Here is a 17392-nt window from a genome sequence, read left to right as displayed (position 1 = left end):
CTGAGCGCCGGACTCATCGTGCGTCAACAACCCTGGCGATGATGACGGATGCCGGGATGTGCCCGACTCCGAGAACCACGGCCGCCGCTGCGAGCCAGGGGTTGCTGAGCCAAGCCGCTGCCGTGAGGAACGCCGCGACCGGAAGGATCGCCATCGGTACGGGAACGGGCCCGATCGGACCATACAGGGCGCGCAGCGAGCGTCCCCGGACGAGATACCGCACCCATGACCCGTAATAGCCCGCGATCGCCGCGGCAACGGCGACGAGCCACCACCAGACCAGAGGGCCGGGCACGGTGATCGCCGGCACGACAAGGCAGAGAGCCTGCCCCGCCCGCTCGAATGCGGTGAGCAGCCAGGGCACGCGCACCGCAGGCCACGGCTCGGCTGGTGGGAACCAGATCAGCAGCAGATTCGGGAGGAGGATGGCCAGCGCGACGGCGAGGCCGAGGGGAGAGAAGCCCATCAGACGCGTCGCCCCACGGCATCCGATTGCCGGTGCAGCGTCGCAGCGACGACTCCCGCCGCCCACCCGGGCGCGTCGCCGCCGACCGGGGGAGTGATCGTCGTCGCGTCGATCCCAACCTGGCAGAGGATCCAAGCAACCAGCGAGTTGCTGTTCCACATGTCCCCGCTCGGAGCCAGGGAGCGGCCCCAGGTGTGGATCGGGACGGTGTGAAGAGTGTCGAGCAGCGTGCGAGCCTGCGCTGGGCTCAGCGGGATGACGGTGGGCGCTGCGACGGCGTACTCGCGATCGGGGAGAATCCCCTGCGGCCACGCCCGCACCTGGTACCGGAACATCCGGAACCGTCCGAGCATGCGCAGTCCGACGGGCCCCGTCGCAACGACGCCGGATGCTTCTGGTGGCTGGCCCCACTGCGGCATCATCTCGATGACGTACCGCTGGTCGCCGGTGAACAGTTCGAGCGCCGCGTGCAGCAGCTGCCGAGGCGGCCTGCGCTCGCGGTAGGCCCGAAGCTGCTCCCACCATCGGCTCGTGTGAGCCACGATCGTGCCTCCGGCCCCGACCGGAAGCCACCACAGTTCCACGCGAGCCTCGCGCTCGGCATCCATGAGCTCATCCTCGTCCCACCGGGGCGCCGTGACACCGGCCAGAAGTCCCCGTCGTGCACGGTGGATCTGATCAGATCGGACAGGATCGATCGGGTACACAGATCCCGAGCCGCGCAGGCTGGATGTCGAAGGAGGCCCCATGATCGCGGAACTCAACCGGCTGATCGAGATCGTCGACGACAACCTGTCCGACGAGCTCGATGTCGCCCGGGTCGCCCGGGAACTGGGCGTGACCGAGTATCACCTGCGCCGGATGTTCTCGGCGCTGACCGGGATGCCGCTGTCGGAGTACGTGCGTCGGCGGCGGATGACAGTCGCTGCGGCAGAGGTCGTCGCGGGGGCTCCGATGCTCGAGGTCGCCGTGCGGTTCGGATACGGGTCGACCGAGGCTTTCGGTCGCGCATTCCGCGCGGTGCATGGATCGACGCCGGCTCAGGTTCGCGGAAACGGCGGCCCCCTTCGCTCGCAACCGAAACTCAGGCTCCGCCTGACCGTCGAAGGGAACACCACCATGGACACGCGCATTCTCGACCACCCCGCTTTCCGGCTGGTCGGATACGCTGCCCGAGTCCCTCTCATTCACGAGGGCGTCAATCTCCACATCCAGGGGTACATCGCCTCACTCCCCGCGACCGAGCACGCGCGCCTCAAGGAACTCAGCTCCACGGAGCCTGCCGGTCTGCTACAGGTGAGCGACGGCGTTGACCCCGACTACGTCGAGGGGAGCGAACTCGCCTACCTCCACGGAGTCGCGGTCGACGACGCCACATCTGTGCCCGACGACCTCGATGTCATCGAGGTCGAGGCGGGGGAGTGGGTCGTCTTTCGCACGTCGGGCGCATACCCGGCGGCGCTCCAGGAGGCTTACGCGGCGTCGGCAACCGACTGGTTCCCCGCCAACCCGTGGCAGCTCCGGCCCGGGCCCTCGATCGTGGCGGTGCTCGATCGCGCCGACGATTTCAGCACAGCGACGACGGAGCTCTGGATGCCGATCATCCGCCGCTGATAGGGCGCCGATGCGCGCCTCCCGGCATAGTCTGAGGGCGTGAGCGACCGTGCGCCGCAGACCTGGGAGTGCCCGACCTGCGGCGACCTAGTCTGAGAGCGAGCGTGAGCGACCGTGCGCCGCAGACCTGGGAGTGCCCGACCTGCGGCGACCGCCTGAACTTCGAGATCCTCGACGATGAGCGCTTCCTGGTCGCATGGTCGTGCGTCCTCTGCGGTCCGATTCGCACGACCGAACCCGTCTAGTGTCGGCCGTGCGCCGATACACTCCACCTCATGGGCGTGACGGGAATCGGTGGGGTCTTCTTTCGTAGTCGGGATCCGCAGGTGCGTGCCGCGTGGTACCGCGAGTACCTCGGTATCGAGGCAGGAGCCGAGGGGGACGCATCCGTCTGGCAGCAGGATGCTGGGATGACGGTGTTCGCGCCGTTCCCGGCGGACAGCGACTATTTCCCGGCGGAGCAACCGTTCATGCTCAACTTTCGGGTGACCGGCCTTGACGAGCTGATCCGGCGTTTCGACGCTGCCGGTATCGATGTCGAGCGACGAGATGAGTGGGAGACGGAGTACGGCCGGTTCGTGCGCGTCACCGACCCCGAGGGCCTCCCGATCGAGCTGTGGGAGGCGGCGGACGACGCCGACGCGGGAGCATAGTCTGGAACGAGATCACCGTCCGCGCTCCACCATGATGCCGGGCGTCTCACCTTCAGGAATCGGGGCCCGAAGTGTTCAGCTCATCACACCTGCTCATTCTCGTCGCCGTGCTCGCGATGTACGCGCTCTCGATCTGGGCGTTGACCGTCACGATCCGTTCCGATCAGCTGATGACCATTGAGAAGGTGATCTGGTCGCTGATCCTGATCCTTGTGCCGGGCATCGGACTGCTCGTGTGGGCGCTGCTGTGGTTCACGCGCCGATGGCCTCGACACACGGTCTAAGCCCTTCGATCGTGCGTCGTAGAGCGGTTGAGCGATCCCTCACATCACGCGACGGAGCAGACCGTCGGCATTGAGGTCGAGTTCGGCATCCAGCCCCAGTCTTGCGAGAAAGCCGCGATCGTGGCTGACGACGATCATCGCGCCACGGTAGGCGCCGAGCGCATCGACGAGTTGATCGACCGTGCGCAGGTCGAGGTTGTTCGTCGGCTCATCGAGCACGAGAAGCTGCCGGGGTGGGTCGGCGAGCAGCACCTGAGCGAGCGCGGCGCGAAACCGCTCACCGCCGGAGAGAGTCGCTACGGGGCGATCCACCATGGCGCCCCGCACGAGGAGCCGGGCGAGCTGATTGCGCAGGTCCGCGCGGGGCAGATGTGGGGCGTAGCGTGCGACGTTCTCGATCACGGTCTCCCGTTCGTCGAGGTTCTCGAGCCGCTGCGAGAGCATCCCGATTCCCTCGACGTGCGCCACGGCCGTGGCGTGTCCACGCGCGGGGGAACGCCCGATACGAGTGAACGCACAAGGGTTGTCTTTCCGACACCGTTCGCGCCAGTGAGCGCAACGCGTTCCGGGCCCTGGATGACGACTGTCCGTCCGTCCGATCCGGTCAGTTCCGCGATCCTCTTGCCTGCGGGCACCGCGGGATCGGGCAGCTGAATCAGTATCCGATCGTCATCACGGATGCGGGACTCCGCCTCCTGTAGTGAGCGCTGCGCTGCGTGCATCCGGTCATCGAGCACCGCGCGTCGGGCACCCTGCGCCTTTTCGGCGGAGTTGCGCCGGTCATTGATCGCCGCGGGGACGAATCTGCGGTTCGCGGCATCCTTCCGGCCCTGCCGCTCGCTGTGAGCGACGCGTTCGGCCGCCGCGATCCGTTGCCGCTTCTCGACGCGCACCTCGTGTTCGGCCGCCCGCACGGCCCGCTCCGCAGCCTCCTGTTCCGCGGCAACCTGCTCGCGCCACGCGCTGTACGGGCCGCCATACACGGAGAGGGCACCGGCTCGTAGCTCAGCCGTGTCCTGCATCCGTTCCAGCAGCTCGAGGTCGTGGCTGACGACGATCACCGGGCCGCCCCACCCGCCCACGAGGTCGTGGACGCGTGCGCGCCCGGCGGCATCAAGGTTGTTGGTCGGTTCGTCGAGGAGAGCGATGTCGGCGCGGCGGAGCTTCACCCCGATGAGCGCCGCGGTCATCGCCTCACCACCCGAGAGTGAGGTGGCAGGCCGTTCGAGGTCGTCGATGTCGAGGCCCGCCGCGCTCAGTGCCGCACTCGCGCGTTCGGCGACGTCCCAGTCGGTACCGATCGTGTCGAAGAGTCCGGGATCGATCTCGCCCCGCTCGACGGCGGATATCGCGTCATCGACAGCGCGGATGCCGAGCAGATCGATCACGGTGTCGTTGGGTGTGGCATCCGCGCGCTGCGGCAGGTAGTCGACGAGTCCGGCGGTGTGCACCGAGCCGGATGTCGGAGTGAGCTCGCCCGCGATGAGGCGCAGCAGGGTGGACTTGCCGACGCCGTTGAGGCCGACAAGACCCGTCGAGCCTCGGGCGAAGGAGCCGGACACGCGGTCGATGACGCGCGTGCCATCGGGCCAGGCGAAGGTGAGGTCGTGCAGAACGACGGCGGGCGTGGGGGCAGGCATGCGGAACTCCAGATCGTGTCAGTTCCTGATCAAGTCAGGGGTGGGCTGACGCGGGATCCGCGATGCGCAGAGGAAGGAATCGAGGTCCGGTCAGCGGGGGATGCTGAGGCCCGAACCTGTCATGTCTCTTCCTTACCGTTCACTCCCTCTCACGTGCGGCAGGGCCGCGGGAGCGCGCCACAAGTATGCCACCGCCGCGGCGGAATGCAAACGCTCGTACCCGGCGGCCGCGCGCGGCCGGGGCGCATCTGGTGTCAGCGGGTCCCGGCCGCCAGACGGATCTGCACGATGTTCTCGGTCTCGTCGATCTCGGCGACCTTGGGGTGCGCCTTGATGAAATCGGTGAAGCTGCGAAAGCCCAGGGCACGCTCGCTGAAGCCGGGATCGAGCCGCGTAATGAGGCTCTTGACGACGTTCGCGTGCTGCCACTCTGTGCCCTCGCGATCACCCTCCAATCGCAGCGCGCGTTCGAGCAGCTCGGCCCCGGGATCGGCAGCCTTCTTGCGGCTGCGACGGGTCTTGGCGGCCACCGCGGTTTCGGCATCCTTGACCGGCTCGCGCTCGATGCCCGGCAGCGCGTCATACGTGTCGAAGCGGTCACACGCGGCAGCAAGCGACCGGGCGCTGGAGCCGGCGACCCCGACGCCCACGACATAGCGACCGAGCCGCTTGCACCGCTGCGCGAGGGGGACGTAGTCGGAGTCTCCGGCGACGATCACGACGTGGCTGAGGTCGGGGAGGCGGAACATATCTTCCACCGTGTCGACCGCGAGACGGATGTCGGCGCCGTTCTTCGCGTACGCGGCTGCGGGGAACAGCTGCACGAGATCGACGGCTCGGGCGACCAGCTGCGTGCGGTATTCAGCGTTGACGGGGGACGACCAGTCCGCGTAGGCGCGGGTGAGAACGAGCGTGCCGAAGGATGCCGCGTAGTCGATGATCGCGCCGAGGTCCACGGTCGCTGCCGCCAGACGCTCGGCGATCTCGGGTTCGGTCGGATCGGCGGCGATGCGCTGGCGGTCGCGGCCGTAGGCATTGCGTCCGTGCACCGTGTCGTACCAGGACATCACGATGTTGTCGAAGTCCAGATACACCGCAACTCGCGGATCGGTTCTCTCAGCCACGCTCACTCCTCGTCGATCGACAGGCGCCTGCCGGCTCCGGTTCGAGCCTAGTCTCGGCATCCGTCCGAGGCAGCGCTCAGGGTGCGCAGTCGTATACGACGCCTCCCGGGGCATCCGTCACCGTCTGGCAGGTGTCTTCGACCCACTCGCGGATCTGCGCCGAGGTCGTCGATGTGCCGCCCGACGGAGTGCTCGCCCCGCGACCGGCCATTCCGGTGCCCAGGACGTAGCGCAGGCTGCCGTCGGCCACGAGCGCTTCGAAGTCCTCCAGGGTCGGTACCTGGTCGTTGCCGTTGAAACCGCCGATGGGCAGCACCGATCCACCATCGGTCGCGAGGATGATGCCTGCCGCGCTTTGCGCGCCGAACGTGGCGATCAGGTAATCGGCGCCGCCCTGGTTCTCGCGGAGCCAGGCAACGAACTCGCTGGATGCCGCACCGCCGGCGTCGGCAGCTGCCCCTCCCGGTCCGGTGTTGGCGGGTTGACCGGGCGCCGCACCGACCTGGCCCGCGCCGGGTCCTGCCCCCTGTCCGGGGCGTTGCCCTGTCCCGGTCCTGAGGAGTTCGCACCGGGCGCCCCGCCGAGCCCGCCGGCCTGCCCTGGCGCGCCCCCGAGTCCGCCGCCCGCACCCCCGGGCCCCCGCCCGTATCGGAGACGCCGCCGGCGACCGGGTTGATGTTGCTCGGGTTGGCAACCGTCACTGCCGACCAGACTGCCGGCGTGAGCACCAGCGCGATTGTCGCGAGCAGCGCGGTCGTCCACCGCGGGATCCACCGCTGCCCCGCGCCTGGCCGCGTCCTTTCCGCGAACAGCAGCAGGATGGCTGCAGCTCCGACCGCCGCCTGAATCAGCGAGATGACAGGGGAGTAGCCGGGGTACCACAGTGAGATCAGCACCGCGGTGACGGCCGCGACGGCGATGAGTGAGACCTGCGGCCACAGGATGCCGTGACGCCGTGCGACACCGAACGCGAGACCCACCAGCAGGGCGACCGGGATGGCGAGCGCCGCGGTATAGAACTGGTGCATTCCGTCGACCGCCGAGAACATTGCCGCAAAGACCACCAGCCACGCGCCGAGCAACACCGTGACCGGCCGCGAGAAGCGGAGCATCCACAGCACGACCGCGGCGAGGACTGCCGCTGGCAGCAGCCAGGCGATCTGCCCCGCGAGCTGTTCGGTGAACAGCCGCACCGCGCTGGGGTCCCCGGAGAAGGGCGGGCTGAATGACAGGTAGTCGCTCGAGTTTGCTGTCGCCGAAAAGCGACCGAGACCGTTGTAGCCGAAGACCATCTCCCACGGATTGTTGCTGAGAGTGCTGCCGATGTACGGTCTTGCGTCGGCGGGAATGAGCGAGACGATGACGATCCAGCTCAGCGATGCCGCAACGCTCATGGTTCCGGCGACAGCGATATGCCAGAGTCGCCGCACGACAGGCTGGGCGGTGACCAGGTAGGCCAGCGCCAGCGCCGGCCACACCGCCCACGCGACGAGCATGTACATCTGGAACGCGAGCGCGATGAACAGCCCGGACGTGATGAGCCACCCGAGGCTTCGCTGCGTGAGTGCCCGCGTTGCGGCCCAGGCGACGAGGGCCAAACTGAGGACGAAGAACGTCTCGGGTTGGTTGGAGCGCGACACGGCGATGAGGATCGGGGTCGTCGCCGCGACAGCACCCGCGACAAGTCCCGCCGTCGGCGACACGAGCCGGCGACCCGTGACCGCCACGATGACGACGGTCACCACGGCCGCGAGTGCGTTGGGCAGCACGACAGTCCACGTCGCGTACCCGAACACGGCGACAAAGAGCGCGGGGATCCAGAAGGCACCAGGGATCTTGTCGAGGGTGACAGTTCCCGCCGGATCGAACGCGCCAAAGAAGAAATTCGCCGGGCTCTGGCTCATCGAAACGGCGATTGCCGCGTAGTAGTCGGATTCGGATGCCGAATCGATCGCCCACACCGTCAGGAGTGCGGTTGCCAGCGCGAGCGCGGCGAGCCCGAATCGAAATCCCCAGGGGGAGGGCTTCCGACCTTCGAGGGAAGGCGCGGGAAACGGGGCGGATGCCGGTGGCAGCGGGCGAGCATCGGTGAGCATGACCCCGACGGTAGGGATCGCTGTGAGGCGTGCGCTTTCGGCATCCTATGAGCGTTCTATGGCTGCCGCGGCTGAACGCTGCGCCGTCGCCGTCCTGCGCGACCGGCCCCGGGCCCGTGCGCCGGCTCGATAATGGGAGCCATGAGCGCGACGTTGCCGACGGATCTTGGTCGCGAGCTGGCCGCGCTCCGGGAGCGAGCGTATGGGCCGGGCGCCGATATCGCGACGGATCCGCAGGCGGCGGCGCGGCTGGCCGAGCTGGAGGCGCTCGTGCGCGGCGCCGACCCGCAGGCCTCCAGCGAGGAGACGGCGGACACCGACACCGCAACCGGTCCGGTCCCGTCGGCTGCCGGGGGACGCTCGCTGCATCCGACGCGAACGCATCCGCCGGGAACGATCCGCAGTCGTCGGAGCCGTTGCTGCCGACGCCGCGGTCAGCGTGGTGGCGGCATCCGGGTGTATTCCTCGCTGCTGGGGCCGCGCTCGCGGTGGGGCTCGGGCTCGGACTCGCGCTCCCCGCTGTGTGGACTGCTCGGCCCGACATCATCGCTGCGATCGACCCTGATGCTCCGGTCGATCCCACCGAAGCCTGGATTCGGCAGGCTGAGCGCGCCCTCGAGGTGGATGCCGGCACGCTTCAGCAGTACGAACAGGTGCAGGGCGTGACGATGTGGACCGGCACCAACGCTGCGGGTGCGCGGTGTCTGATCGTCGTGTGGGGAGAATTGTGGGGGAACGGGAGCTGTGCGCCGGACCCGTTGGATCCCGTCGTCGACTTCCGGGTGAATCCCGACATCCCGATGCCGCTGGCGGCGCCTCTGGACGAGGGAGGCGTCGTGCGCTTCGTCGCGCGCGGAGATGTCGTCGAGATCTGGGTGCGCGAGCCCGCGGAGAGCGGACCCGACGTCAGCGACAGCTGAGCCCAGACGGCACCGTCAGATGTCGACCGAGGCTCCGGCATCCAGCTCGAGGAACTCGCCACCGCCCTGTTCGGTCGCCCATCGCAGTCGCTGACGCCCCATCGTGCGGCCGATGATCGAGAGCGTCATGTCGTGGGTGCCGAAGCACAGCCGCGGCGCGACGGCCAGCACGAAGTCCATCGCGTCGCCGATCTTCAACCAGGGCGCGCCGACCGGAGCGGCCAGCAGCTTCACATCCCGACCCTCGGGCACGTCGTACGAATCGCCTGGGTAATAGAGGCGGTCGTTGACCAGCACACCGATGTTGTCGATGACGGGGATCGAGTCGTGGATGACCGCGTGGCGCCCACCGAAGAACTCCAGATCGAAGGGGCCGACAATGATGTTGTCGCCGGGTGCGGCGACCCGGACGTCGAACCCCGCTGCGGCCTCGGCGAGCCCGGCGGGGCCGATGATCTGCGCCTTCGGAGCGTGAGCGAGGATGCGCCGCAGGTGCTCCGGGGTCCAGTGGTCGGGATGCTCGTGCGTGAGCACAATGGCCACGACATCCCCGTCATCCGGCAGCGGATCGGTGAACGACCCCGGGTCGATGACCAGCGTCTTTCCGGAGTCGCGGATCGTCAGGGCAGCGTGCTCGTGCTTGGTGACTCGCATACCTCGAGTCAACCCTCGGGGGCCGGGTCGAGGCAAGCCCGCGGCGGCGTCGCGTCGATTTGGCCGGGCCTTCGGATGCATGGCATAATCGAACGGTTGTCTTGCGGCCCCATCGTATAGCGGCCTAGTACGCCGCCCTCTCACGGCGGTAACGCGGGTTCGAATCCCGCTGGGGTCACCAACAAGAAGACCCCCGGTCAGCCGGGGGTTTTCTTGTTCCTGCCGAAAGGCTCGAACGGGCGCTATGCCGCTTTTGGCAACAGATTGGCAACATCTGATTGCATGGCCGCGAGGTTCAGCGCCGTGGCAACACCGTCCAGGTCGTCATCGAACAGGTCGGCGTACACGTCGAGGGTCACCGCGGCCGAGGCGTGCCCGAGCATCCGCTGGACGGCCTTCACGTTCGCGCCGGCGCTGACGGCGAGCGAGGCAGCGGTGTGCCGCAGCTCGTGCGGGGTGAGGCCCTTGATCCCGACCGCCTCGGCCGCGGTGTCGAACCAGCCGACCCGGTAGACGTGGTTGCGAAGCCAGGTGCCGGTGCGGATGCCGTAGAACACCGGGGCGTAGGCCGGGCGCCCGGCGATCTGCGCGCGGAGCAGCCCGACGAGGAACGCCGGGATCGGGATACTGCGGTGCTCGTAGTCCTTCGGCGGCTCGATGCGCTGGTAGCCCTTGTCGGCCACGACGGTCTGCTCGACGGTGAGGCGCGGGTGCTTCGCGTCGAGGTCGAGGTCACGGATGCGGAGCCCGGACAGCTCGCCCCAGCGCAGGCCGCAGTAGGCGAGCACGAGGACGACGAGGCCGTAGCCGTACTCGCGCCCATCCTTCATCTCGTCAATGGCCTGGGCGAGCGCGGCGACCTGATTGTGGGACAGATACCGCTTGCGGGACTTGGTGGGCTTGGGGAGTTTGAGCCGGGCGGCGGGGTTGGACGGCAGGCGCTCGTCCTCGACCGCGAATCGGAGCGAACCGGAGAGGACGTTGACGATCTTGCGGACGGTCGCCGGGGCACCGGGGAGGGCCGAGGCCCACTCCTGCACCCGCAGGCGGGTGAGGTCGCCGATCGGGATCTTCCCCAACTCGGGGACGATGTGCTTGGCGATGATGTTCTCGACCCGGCTGCGGGTCGTCGCCCGGAGGTCGCCGCGGGCGGCGATCCAGGTCTGGAGCCATTCGGCCACGGTCACCCGCGCACGCGACGGGTCGAGGTAGCGGCCCTGGGCGATGTCGACCTCCGTGGTCGCCAGGAACAGCTCGGCGGCCTTCTTGGTGGTGAAGCCGCGCTTCTGCGTCTGCTTCTTGTCCGGGCGTCGGTAGAGCGCCCGGTAGCGACGGCCCTTGGCCGTGTCGTAGGACTCGATGCTTCCCATGACTGGCTCCTACTGCTCCAGCCCCGCGAGGCGCTGCACGTCGATGCGGCGGTAGACGCGCTTGTGCCGGGTGAGCCGAATCGGCTCCACCGGGGCCTGGCCCTCCAGGGCGAGGGTGCGCAGGGTCGTGCGGTGGATGCCGAGCAGCGCCGCTGTCTCCTCCTCGGAGTAGAACAGGCGCTCGGGCTCCCGAGCGTCGAGGGGCGATGCGCTCTGACCCATCACGGCCTCCTTCGCATCTACGATCACAGCCGCGATTGCTGCTGTCGTCTTAGATTAGACCACAACACGCCAATCACAGCAAGAGTTTTAGTTGCTCGTGTCGCTCGGTACACTCGGGATGTGACCGCAGCCCCGCGCAGACCCGGCGATCAGTCCTATGACGGCCTGATCGTCTCGGCCGACCTGCCGGACGGCTGGCATCTGCCGAGCCGGTTCCCCGGCGAGCGCGACGACGACGCCAGCGCGCAGATCGACGCGATCCTGGGCTACAACGATCAGGTGACGACCGAGGCCGACCGGCAGGCGCAGCTCGACTCGGAGCAGAACGAGACGATCGACGGCCGCTGGCGCTACATCGAGCACACAGCCACGGCGACCCGCGTGTTCATCCGGCTCCAGCGCCAGCAGTTCGCCGTGCCCGAGGAGGTGCGCATCACCGGCGTCGTCTACCTCCCGTGGCGGCCGGGCGATCCCGTGTCCAGCCAAGACCTCCGCACCCTGCCGACCGCGCGCATCGAGGCGGCGATCAACGAGCGCCTGTTCGCCATGAAGCGCACGGTGACCATCACCGGCGGGAAGATCGTGCTGCCCTCCGGCCGGAAGATCAGCGAGCGGGATCTGCTCAAGCCGCTCGGGAACCCGAAGCGCACGCCCGACTTCTACGAGCTGGTCGCCCTCCAGTACGGCAAGCTCTCGGCGCAGGGGGACGCGGCGCCTGCTGTCACGATGGCGAAGATCAACGGCGTCGCCCACGCCACCGCGCAGGGCTGGCTCGTGCGCACCCGCTCGCGCGGACTGCTCCCGCCGGGCCGCCGCGGGTAGTCGTCGGGGGAGCGGCGCGCACTTGCCCCCGAGCGCGTCGCTACAGGCTCGGCCCGAAGTCGGGTCCGCTGCTCGGGCTCGGACGGTGCTGGTCGCGGGTGAAGTCGTGCAGCTCTGCGGCACGCCGCGCCAGGGCCTCGGCTGCGACGCGCTCGGCCTCGGCTCGGGCCTCGACCTGGGCTGCGGCCTCGGCGACCGGCAGGGCTTCCAGCTCCGCGAGCTGGCGTCGCAGCGCCTCGGCCTGCTGCTGGGCGCTCTCGGCCTGGCGGCGCGGGCTGCCGGTGCTGTACGGCTTGCTGAACAGCCGCGTGTGCAGCATGGCCCGCTGCCGCTCCTGCCGGTCCCCGGCACGGCGCTGCTCCTGCCGGGCCTGCGCGTGCGTGCGCATGGCGTCGGCCAGCCGCGGGTCGGCCTCGGCCTGTTGCTCGGCCGCCGCCTGCGCCCACGCCGGCGCCTGCTCCGGCGTACGCGGGATCGAGCCCCACCGCTGCCGGGTCAGGTGCTCGGCCTCGTGGCGCTGGCGCTCGGCCTCGGTCAGCGCCCGGTCGGCGCTCCGACGCCTCAGCGCCCCGGCACGGCTCCTGGCGGCGATCGCCGTCTCGTGGCGCTCCCTGACCGCGAGGACCGCGGCGGCGTCCGTGCCGGCCTGCTCGACCAGCGGCGGGACGGCCTCGGCCCGTGCCGCCTCGACCTGCTGGGCGGCGGCCTCGACCTCGGCCAGCAGCGCCTCGGCCTCGACGCGGTGCGCGGCCGACTGGCGCTCCATCGCCTCGGCCGCCTCCGCCCACCGTGCCGCCTGGCGCTCGGCCTGCTCGATGCTCTGCCGCAGTCGGGTGCGCTCGGCGTTCACGACGCGCACCGGCCCGTCCGCGACGATGCCCGCGACGGCGGCCTGCGCCCGCTCGGTGGCCTCGCGCAGTCCGCGGTCGGCGCGGTCCCGCTCGAGCGCGGCCTGGAACTGCTCGCGCGCGTCCCCGAGGTCCGCGGCGACGACGTGCAGCCTGTTCTCCTCCTGCCCGCGGGTGAGGCCGACGTAGACGCCGGCCGCGTCGAGCGCGTCCGACAGGACGGTGTGCGACGCGGGGGCAGTCATGCCCTGGACGCCGTAGGCGGTCGCGGCGTAGGCCAGGTGCGCGTGCTCGGCGACGTACTCGGCGGGCAGATGCACGGTGCGCTGCTGCTTCCGCTGGCTCGCGGCGTCCCGCACCCACAGGCTGCCGTCGCCGCTGACGTGCTGGACGATCCAGGTCTGCCGGTTCGCCACGCCCATCTCCGAGTCGTTGCGGCGGGTCTGGATGAGGTCGCCGGCGCCGATGCTCAGGCCGTCCGCGCCGTCGATGGTGCGGGCGTCGTCGACCGCGCCCGCGCGCACCCGGTCCTCTCGGATCAGAGTGTTCAGTTCGCGCGCCTCGTCGTTGGTCGCCGCGGTGATCGCGGCTCCGTCGATCCGCTCGGCGGCGACCGCGGCGCGCAGCGCCTCGGTGTCCTCGTGGAGCCGCACGAGTCCGAGCGCGTGGAGCCGGTCGAACAACTCGGCCGGGTCGCGGCCGGTCCGCAGGGCGAGGGTGAGCTGCGCGTAGTCGGGGTCCGCGAAGCGGTGCAGGCTCGTCAGCGAGTAGACGCGGGGGACGAGCGCGGCCGCGATGTCGAGCACCCCGCCGCGCCCCACGGCGGGGAGCTGCGCCCGGTCCCCGACGAGTGCGAGCGTCGCGCCGGCCTCGTCCGCGACGGTCAGCAGGGCGAGGGCGGTGTCCTGGTCGAGCATCCCCGCCTCGTCCACCACAACCCGCTCGGCGGCGGCCAGTCGGTTCTCCTTCGCCGGGCCGCGGTAGGTCGCGCCCGTCACCGGGTCCGTGTCGCCCACGGCCAGCCGGGTCCAGACACCATCGGCGTTCCACCGGAACCCGTGGTCGTAGACGAGTGCCGCTACCGAGTCGGTCGGCACGCCCAGCTCGGCGGCGGCGACGTCGGCGGCCTTCTTCGTCGGGGTCACCACCCGCACCGAACGACCCTCCTGTCCGGCGGCGCGGATCGCAGCACCGAGCATGGTCGTCTTGCCCGCGCCCGCCGCGCCCTCGACCACGACGAGCGGCCGGGTGGAGGCGAGCGCGGCGGCGGCGCGCGCCTGGTCCGCATCCAGCCCCGGCTCCTGCACGCGCGGGGTTGCGCCGTGCACCGGCCGGGTGGCGCGTGCAGCCAGTCGGTCGCGCAGCTCCGTCTCGACGGCCACTACGTGCAGCGTCGTGAGGTGCGCAACATGCTCCAGCCGTGGCGCATCCGGCGGCAGGATCGAGAGGCAGTCGTCCGCCGCGAGCCGGGTCGTGATGGTGATGAACTCGCGCAGCTCCTCGCGGGTGGCGCGCACACCGGCCTCGGTGACGATGTGCGCCACCTGCTCCTGCACGTCATGCACGGTCCATGCGGATGCAGCAGCCGCGCAGCGGTCGAGCGCACGGGAGGCGACCTGTTGCACGGCCAGCTCGTCCAGCGTGCGCAGGGGTTGCACGGTGGCGCGCGGCAGGTCCGGGGTGTAGCCAGCCTCCTGCAACTCGCGCAACCAGCCGGCCTCGGAGCCGAGCACGCTGGGCTTCTTGCTCGGCCGCTCATGATCCCACGCCTTCGCGTGCAACCTGGCGCGCACCACCGGCCCCGTCTCCTGGCCGGGATGCGCGGCCTCCCACTCGGCCTCGAACTTGGCGAGGTTGCGCGCCACCTGCTGCCCGCGCTTGGACATGACCGCTTTCCACGGCACCAGCTCCGCGACCTCCCCGGTCACCGGGTCAAGGGTGAGACCGTGCGCGTCGAGCACCGCGGCGAGCTGCGGGTGCGCGGCGATGACCGCCGTGCCGAGGGCGCGGATCGCGCCCTGCTGCCGGAACAGCGCCGCGGTGTAGAGCCCGCGCCAGCGACCGGCCGCCCACACGCGCGTCCCGATCTGGAAGTGGATATGCCGGTGCGGGTCGCCCGCACGGGAGGTCTTGTGCGACACGGCCACGGTTTCGAGCTGCTCGATCGGCACGACCTCCTGCTTCCCGCGCGCGCCGACGCGGGTGACCGAGTGCTGGCCGAGCCAGGACCGGATCTCCGCAACCGCGTCCCGCTGGGCGGCGTCCAGGGCCTCGGACACCTCCGGGTGCAGGCCGGCGGCGACCGACAGGGACTTCGGGACGTTCACGACCATCTCCATGAACCGGGGCGACCCCCGGCCACCCTCGCCCGCAGCCGGGGTCGGCCCATCGACTCCCCGGTGAGCGGGTTGATCCAGCCAACCCACTGGCGGTACTCCTCGGCGGTCAGCCCGAGCTCGCCGATCACTCGGCCCTCGGCGTCGACCGCCGTGAACTCGGCCAGGGCGGTCCCCGCCTCCAGGTAATACTCGTCCGCCCGCGCGCGGTCGGACTCCAGATAGCGCAGGGCATCCGAGCCTGTGCCCCGGAACGGGATCACGCCACCTTTCATGCCTTCGCCTCCTACCTAAGATAACAGCTACCATATCAGGTAGGATACGTCCATTCTTGTGAAGAAGTCAGAAATGAGCGAGTCCGGGGTCCGGTTGGCGGATCAGCGAACGTCAGAGGGTCAAGAGTTGGGGAGAGTGGACAGTGGTGAGGATCTCAGAGAGATGTGCCTGCATGCGGTGATAACTGCTGGGCCGCGACCTAGGTGTAGCGACCCGGGACGTTGTGTGCGTCGCGGGTAGGTGAAGACCTCCGGGACGATGTGGGTATCTGACAACTCGCATCGGTGACCGGAGGTCTTCGTGGTTCACGCTAATGCTCATTTGACGCCGAGGGGGCGGCTTCGGCTTGCTCGTGCGGTCGTTGTCGGCGGCTGGTCGCTCGCCCGGGCTGGGGAACGGTTCCAGTGTTCGCAGGCGACGGCGAAGAAGTGGGCCGATCGATACCGGGCGGGTCAGCCGATGACTGATCGCAGTTCCCGTCCGTATCGATCGCCGACCCAGCTTGACCGTCGCACGGAGCGGCGGATCGTCGCGATCCGCTTCAACCGGCGGTGGGGTGCTCGGCGGATCGCCTGGCATCTGGGGTTGAACCCGGCGACCGTGGGTCGGGTGCTTGCCCGCTATCGGATGCCGCGGCTGTCGCATCTGGACCGCAACACCGGGCTGCCCGTTCGGAAGCCGAAACCGATCCGGTACGAGGCGGCCGCGCCGGGCGATATCGTGCATGTCGATATCAAGAAACTGGGTCGGATCCCTGACGGTGGCGGCCACCGGATGCTCGGCCGTCACGCCGGACGCCGCAACCGCCGCGCCGGGACCGGCTACTCGTTCCTGCACCACGCGGTCGATGACTGCACCCGCCTGGCCTACTCCGAAGAGCTCGACGACGAACAGAAGGACACCGCCGCCGGGTTCTGGATCCGCGCCCGCGCTCACTTCGCCGAAGCCGGCCTCACCGTCAAAGCCGTCATGACCGACAACGGCTCCTGCTACCGCTCCCACGACTTCGCCGCGGCCCTCGGCGAGGGAGTCCGGCACATCCGCACCCGCCCCTACCGGCCACAGACGAACGGGAAAGTGGAGAGATTCAACCGCACCCTCGCCGCCGAGTGGGCCTACGCATCGACCTACCTCTCGAACGCGGCAAGATCAGCCACCTACGCCGACTGGCTCGAGGAATACAATCACCGACGACCCCACACCGCCCTCGGAGGCCACACCCCCACCTGCCGCCTTCACAACCTCACGGGTCGCTACACCTAGGGTGGTCGCCATGAGTGACAGCGACGTCTACGTCAGCCCCACCCGCGTCCCTGCCGGCATCGCCCTCCTGCTCGCCGTGCTTGGCACCGCCGCCATGTACGCCGGCTTCGTGCTCGGGGTTCCCGCCGCCCTCGACGGCAGCGGCAGCGGAGCGGGTGGATTCATCGTGCTGTTCCTCGCCGGAGCCGCGCTCGTGCTGGCGGCGCTGGTGATCTCGATCGTCTGCCTCGTGCGCGGTCTCGCGCGCGGCATCGCGATCCTGGCGCTGGTCGTCGCGCTGGTGCCGGTCGTCGGCGTCGTGATCCTGCGGATCGCGGCGGTGTCCTAACCCGCGGCGTCCTGACCCTCCGCCGCCTTGTACACCTTCGACCGCGGCACATAGCGCGCGGAGTTGCCGAGCAACCCCGCGACCTCCTCGTCAGTGAGCTCGCGGCGCACCTTGCCCGGGATGCCCGCGACGAGCGACTGCGGCGGCACGATCGTGCCCCTCGAGCACCACCACCTCGCGTGCCGTGGCAGACCACGAGCACCGCCTTGCCGGGAAGTCGGTGGCGATGCGGGTCAGGGCCACGACCCCGTGCACAGCGACGGAGTCGAGCGACGCTGCGCCCGGATACTCCCGGTCGGGCCAGCGCGCGATCGCGGCGGCGGCCGAGGTGCCCTCCAGCTCGCCGTAGTCGCGTTCGGCGAGCTTCGGATACGCGGTGCCGAACGGGGTGTTCAGCCCTTCCGCGATGATGCGGGCCGTCTCGCGGGCGCGCAGGAGCGGGAAGTTCACGACCGCATCCACGGCAGTGAGCGCAG

General features: G+C 69.7%; 20 protein-coding genes, 1 tRNA gene and 1 pseudogene. 9 read left to right on the top strand and 13 right to left on the bottom strand.

Annotation, left to right across the window (positions count from 1 at the left end):
• Positions 1 to 13: 13 nt before the first annotated feature.
• Positions 14 to 466, bottom strand: a complete 453-nt coding sequence (locus IT882_RS09570; RefSeq protein ID WP_195691689.1) for a hypothetical protein — start codon at positions 464 to 466, stop codon at positions 14 to 16.
• Positions 466 to 1074 carry a hypothetical protein gene (locus IT882_RS09565; protein ID WP_195691688.1) on the bottom strand — a complete coding sequence of 203 codons (609 nt, stop codon included), beginning with the start codon at positions 1072 to 1074 and terminating at the stop codon, positions 466 to 468. The genes IT882_RS09570 and IT882_RS09565 overlap by 1 nt, the downstream gene beginning before the upstream one ends.
• A 139-nt stretch (positions 1075 to 1213) precedes the next feature.
• Here IT882_RS09565 and IT882_RS09560 point away from each other — a divergent pair, with 139 nt between their 5' ends.
• The 4 genes from IT882_RS09560 (at position 1214) to IT882_RS09545 (ending at position 3017) form a co-directional block, all read left to right on the top strand.
• Entirely contained in the window at positions 1214 to 2080 is an 867-nt protein-coding gene (locus IT882_RS09560; protein WP_195691687.1) for an AraC family transcriptional regulator, read from the top strand.
• Positions 2081 to 2184: 104 nt separating this feature from the next.
• A complete protein-coding gene (locus tag IT882_RS09555; RefSeq protein WP_195691686.1) occupies positions 2185 to 2325 on the top strand; it encodes a hypothetical protein in 141 nt (46 codons plus the stop codon).
• 30 nt (positions 2326 to 2355) lie between these two features.
• Positions 2356 to 2733, top strand: a complete 378-nt coding sequence (locus IT882_RS09550) for a VOC family protein (protein ID WP_195691685.1) — start codon at positions 2356 to 2358, stop codon at positions 2731 to 2733.
• 71 nt (positions 2734 to 2804) lie between these two features.
• Complete coding sequence (locus IT882_RS09545; protein ID WP_195691684.1) at positions 2805 to 3017, top strand: PLDc N-terminal domain-containing protein; 213 nt, start codon at positions 2805 to 2807, stop codon at positions 3015 to 3017.
• Between the two features lie 39 nt (positions 3018 to 3056).
• Here the strand turns inward: IT882_RS09545 and IT882_RS17095 are convergent, their stop codons facing one another.
• The 4 genes from IT882_RS17095 to IT882_RS09530 form a co-directional block, all read right to left on the bottom strand.
• On the bottom strand, positions 3057 to 3461 hold the full coding sequence (locus IT882_RS17095) for an ATP-binding cassette domain-containing protein (protein WP_324253869.1): 405 nt from the start codon (positions 3459 to 3461) through the stop codon (positions 3057 to 3059).
• Complete coding sequence (locus IT882_RS09540; RefSeq protein WP_324253868.1) at positions 3416 to 4657, bottom strand: ATP-binding cassette domain-containing protein; 1242 nt, start codon at positions 4655 to 4657, stop codon at positions 3416 to 3418. The genes IT882_RS17095 and IT882_RS09540 overlap by 46 nt, the downstream gene beginning before the upstream one ends.
• Before the next feature lie 254 nt (positions 4658 to 4911).
• On the bottom strand, positions 4912 to 5781 hold the full coding sequence (locus IT882_RS09535; protein WP_195691683.1) for an NYN domain-containing protein: 870 nt from the start codon (positions 5779 to 5781) through the stop codon (positions 4912 to 4914).
• A gap of 47 nt (positions 5782 to 5828) precedes the next feature.
• A complete protein-coding gene (locus IT882_RS09530) occupies positions 5829 to 7877 on the bottom strand; it encodes a glycosyltransferase family 39 protein (protein WP_195691682.1) in 2049 nt (682 codons plus the stop codon).
• 416 nt (positions 7878 to 8293) lie between these two features.
• Here IT882_RS09530 and IT882_RS09525 point away from each other — a divergent pair, with 416 nt between their 5' ends.
• Positions 8294 to 8797 (top strand): hypothetical protein, encoded by a 504-nt coding sequence (locus tag IT882_RS09525; RefSeq protein WP_195691681.1) that lies wholly within the window; start codon positions 8294 to 8296, stop codon positions 8795 to 8797.
• Positions 8798 to 8812: 15 nt separating this feature from the next.
• On the opposite strand, the gene IT882_RS09520 is transcribed toward IT882_RS09525, so the two are convergent.
• Positions 8813 to 9451 carry an MBL fold metallo-hydrolase gene (locus tag IT882_RS09520; protein ID WP_195691680.1) on the bottom strand — a complete coding sequence of 213 codons (639 nt, stop codon included), beginning with the start codon at positions 9449 to 9451 and terminating at the stop codon, positions 8813 to 8815.
• 105 nt (positions 9452 to 9556) lie between these two features.
• Between IT882_RS09520 and IT882_RS09515 the strand changes: the two genes are divergently transcribed.
• Positions 9557 to 9632, top strand: a tRNA-Glu gene (locus IT882_RS09515).
• 61 nt (positions 9633 to 9693) lie between these two features.
• Here IT882_RS09515 and IT882_RS09510 read toward each other — a convergent pair.
• Together IT882_RS09510 and IT882_RS09505 are read right to left on the bottom strand one after the other, a co-directional pair.
• On the bottom strand, positions 9694 to 10821 hold the full coding sequence (locus IT882_RS09510; protein ID WP_195691679.1) for a site-specific integrase: 1128 nt from the start codon (positions 10819 to 10821) through the stop codon (positions 9694 to 9696).
• A gap of 9 nt (positions 10822 to 10830) precedes the next feature.
• Complete coding sequence (locus IT882_RS09505) at positions 10831 to 11043, bottom strand: helix-turn-helix transcriptional regulator (protein ID WP_195691678.1); 213 nt, start codon at positions 11041 to 11043, stop codon at positions 10831 to 10833.
• A gap of 120 nt (positions 11044 to 11163) precedes the next feature.
• Between IT882_RS09505 and IT882_RS09500 the strand changes: the two genes are divergently transcribed.
• Positions 11164 to 11865: a hypothetical protein gene (locus IT882_RS09500; RefSeq protein WP_195691677.1), complete on the top strand. Its 702-nt coding sequence runs from the start codon at positions 11164 to 11166 to the stop codon at positions 11863 to 11865.
• Between the two features lie 40 nt (positions 11866 to 11905).
• Here IT882_RS09500 and IT882_RS09495 read toward each other — a convergent pair whose 3' ends face one another.
• Together IT882_RS09495 and IT882_RS16480 are read right to left on the bottom strand one after the other, a co-directional pair.
• Positions 11906 to 15040 carry an AAA family ATPase gene (locus IT882_RS09495; RefSeq protein WP_229382037.1) on the bottom strand — a complete coding sequence of 1045 codons (3135 nt, stop codon included), beginning with the start codon at positions 15038 to 15040 and terminating at the stop codon, positions 11906 to 11908.
• The gene (locus tag IT882_RS16480) at positions 15037 to 15312 is read right to left on the bottom strand and encodes a hypothetical protein (RefSeq protein ID WP_229382036.1); all 276 of its coding nucleotides are present in this window, start codon (positions 15310 to 15312) and stop codon (positions 15037 to 15039) included. Before IT882_RS16480 ends, IT882_RS09495 begins: the two co-directional genes overlap by 4 nt.
• A gap of 313 nt (positions 15313 to 15625) precedes the next feature.
• Between IT882_RS16480 and IT882_RS09490 the strand changes: the two genes are divergently transcribed.
• Together IT882_RS09490 and IT882_RS09485 are read left to right on the top strand one after the other, a co-directional pair.
• Positions 15626 to 16588, top strand: coding sequence for an IS481 family transposase (locus IT882_RS09490; RefSeq protein ID WP_195691676.1), 963 nt, complete (start codon positions 15626 to 15628; stop codon positions 16586 to 16588).
• A 10-nt stretch (positions 16589 to 16598) separates the two neighbouring features.
• Positions 16599 to 16916 (top strand): hypothetical protein, encoded by a 318-nt coding sequence (locus IT882_RS09485; RefSeq protein WP_195691675.1) that lies wholly within the window; start codon positions 16599 to 16601, stop codon positions 16914 to 16916.
• On the opposite strand, the pseudogene IT882_RS09480 reads toward IT882_RS09485, so the two are convergent.
• Positions 16913 to 17074: pseudogene (locus IT882_RS09480) on the bottom strand (gamma carbonic anhydrase family protein); the annotation flags it as partial. The gene IT882_RS09485 and the pseudogene IT882_RS09480 overlap by 4 nt on opposite strands.
• The gene (locus tag IT882_RS17370; protein WP_408904883.1) at positions 17007 to 17366 is read right to left on the bottom strand and encodes a histidine phosphatase family protein; all 360 of its coding nucleotides are present in this window, start codon (positions 17364 to 17366) and stop codon (positions 17007 to 17009) included. The gene IT882_RS17370 and the pseudogene IT882_RS09480, both read right to left, overlap by 68 nt.
• Positions 17367 to 17392 lie beyond the last annotated feature (26 nt).

Origin of the sequence: Microbacterium schleiferi (genome assembly GCF_015565955.1) — a bacterium.
Classification (GTDB): domain Bacteria; phylum Actinomycetota; class Actinomycetes; order Actinomycetales; family Microbacteriaceae; genus Microbacterium; species Microbacterium schleiferi_A.
This window is presented reverse-complemented; position numbering and strand designations above follow the sequence as displayed.